A 2106-nucleotide genomic window follows, 5' to 3' on the forward strand; every position below is an offset into this window, starting at 1 on the left:
GCGTGGCCAGCGAAGCCTCCTCCTCCGGCATGCTTGACCATGCCACCGGACCAGGAGCCGTTGACGTACACCTCGTCGATATAGTCGTCGGTGTAGTTGAGGACGCTGACCTGCAACGGCACCATGGTGTCTTGGCGTGTTGTTGCGGCGGCGGGCGCATCGGTCGGTTTGCAGGCTGTCAGCGCGAGCAGCAGAGCGAGCTGCAGAAAGCGTGTCAGAGTGTTACGCATCGCGTTCTCCCCTCCGTGTCTTTATCGGGCGTGACGTTCTCTTATTCGGCCCTCGACGCAGGTGCATCGGGTGCGGCGGCGTGTACGTCGTGTGCTGCGGCGCTTGGCGTGGCCGTCACCGATGCCGGCGTGTTGCGCGGTGGTACTGGCGTGGATACCATCGGTGACGATGCGGCGGTGGGCGGCGGGCCGAAGTAGACCCAAGGGCGCGTGCGCGGCAAGAACTTCACCAAGATGGCACGCACGGCGAACATCAGCAAACCGGCGAGCGTGAGCGTTGGCCCAGCGTAGATTCCCCACGAAATGGCAGCCGACCACGAATTGCTACCGAGCCAATGACTCCAGTCGAATCGGAAGAGGGGCCCCGCAACCAACATGAAGCCGAGCAAGGCCGCATATAAAACAAGGATCCCAAGGGATGCCGTGCCGGTCACCAGATAGGTCCAAGGCGAAAAAACGAGGCGTGTCAGGCGATACATAGAAGGCGCACTCCAGATGGCAAATCGTGTGATGGGGTGAGGCGGCTGGCCGGCACGGTGTCGGAGGTCGGCCGCGATAAGGCTTTCACGGTTGTAGCAACCCCTGATCCGCCAGGCTTTGCACAACGCTGCGAAGGACATGCGCGTCTGTGGCGTCGTTGGGCACGCTGCCTATCGCTGCATACGTGACCGCGTGGTGGCGCGATGCGTTTCCCGTCAGTGCGCCATACAGATGTGGCCGATCGGCGATGTACGCGAGCCACCAGTCAGGCCGCGCGCTTGTGCGCACGGCTTGGATCTGGGTAGCGGTGAGTTGATAGGGAAACGCCGTGTCGTGTCGAGAGGGCGCTGCGGCTGATGGCATCTCGAGGCTGGCGGGTTCGCCATCGCGGCTCATATACCACCAGGCCGAGATGCCGCTGCAAAGGCGGGTGCGTTGTGTCTCATCGAGGATCGCATACATCGAGGGCAGGCAACGGGTATCGGCCCAGCGCAGGATAAAGGTGTCGCCTGCGTCGTCCTTCGCCTCCAACTGGCCGCGCAGATGCGTCAGTAGGTCGCCATGCGAGGCCGGGGAGACAAGGAAGCTCAGCATCGGTTGGCCCGCGCAGTGTTCGCAGAGCGCGAGGAAGCGGTCGGCGGGTTCCAGGGGTACTTCGATCAGCCAGGGATCGATGCTGTCGAGCCCTTCGCCCGCGTAGAGGTCGCGGTAGAGCGTGCTCGGTTCGGGCGCCAGCTGGGCCAGCGCCTGGCGCCGTGCGTCGTCGGCGAACGAAAGGTCCAGCAAGGCATGCACGCGCGACAGCGAGAGCTTGCTGCATGCCGCGGCGACGTGCGTGTAGAGGCGTTGCCTTGCGGTGTCTGTGGGCAGGTCAATGAGGGTCATGGTCACAGTCCCTTGCGCGCCAGCGGGCTGCCCGTTTTCGCCGCGAGGCGTAAGCACTCGACGCAGATGCTTCCGGGCGGAAGGAAGGCTGGCAGCGGATGGTCCATGCTGGCCGGACCGATGAAGTTATGGCTGCCGGCCTTGGCGGTGAACGTGCCCGGCATGCCCAGCTCGATATTGCCGCCTTGCAGCTTGATGTAGACGCCGCCGCACAAGAGGGTGATGTGCTCCTTCGCCGCGACGATGACGTGGCTTTCGCTGCTGGTCACGTCGACGCTTCGATCGGCTTCGAGGCGCATGACGTTGTGCTGGGCCTGCAGCAACATCTCGCCCTGATGGGCGATGTGGCGCACGTCGCCGTTCTGCGCGAAGGTGCTGATGCCGTTGAGGGCGTGGATCAGCGCGCGCTCGCCGGCGCTGAGCTGCAGGTTGCCTTGCGCTGCAGCGTCGATGTGTTCGCCTGCGCCGAGCGCGATCGTGCGCGGCGTACCGGCCGCGATGCCGTCAGGAG

Annotated in this window: 3 protein-coding genes and 1 pseudogene; all 4 read right to left on the minus strand. The window is 64.5% G+C overall.

The window, feature by feature from the left end:
• Positions 1-230: pseudogene (locus tag P3W85_RS30650) on the minus strand (DUF3304 domain-containing protein); the annotation flags it as partial.
• Positions 231-271: 41 nt separating this feature from the next.
• On the minus strand, positions 272-709 hold the full coding sequence (locus P3W85_RS30655) for a hypothetical protein (protein ID WP_276267528.1): 438 nt from the start codon (positions 707-709) through the stop codon (positions 272-274).
• Between the two features lie 85 nt (positions 710-794).
• On the minus strand, positions 795-1595 hold the full coding sequence (locus tag P3W85_RS30660) for a DUF4123 domain-containing protein (RefSeq protein ID WP_276267529.1): 801 nt from the start codon (positions 1593-1595) through the stop codon (positions 795-797).
• Between the two features lie 2 nt (positions 1596-1597).
• On the minus strand, positions 1598-2106 hold a 509-nt coding region (locus P3W85_RS30665), incomplete at its 5' end, for a DUF2345 domain-containing protein (RefSeq protein ID WP_276267530.1).

The sequence above is a fragment of the Cupriavidus basilensis genome (assembly GCF_029335485.1).
Taxonomy (GTDB): Bacteria; Pseudomonadota; Gammaproteobacteria; order Burkholderiales; family Burkholderiaceae; genus Cupriavidus; species Cupriavidus basilensis_E.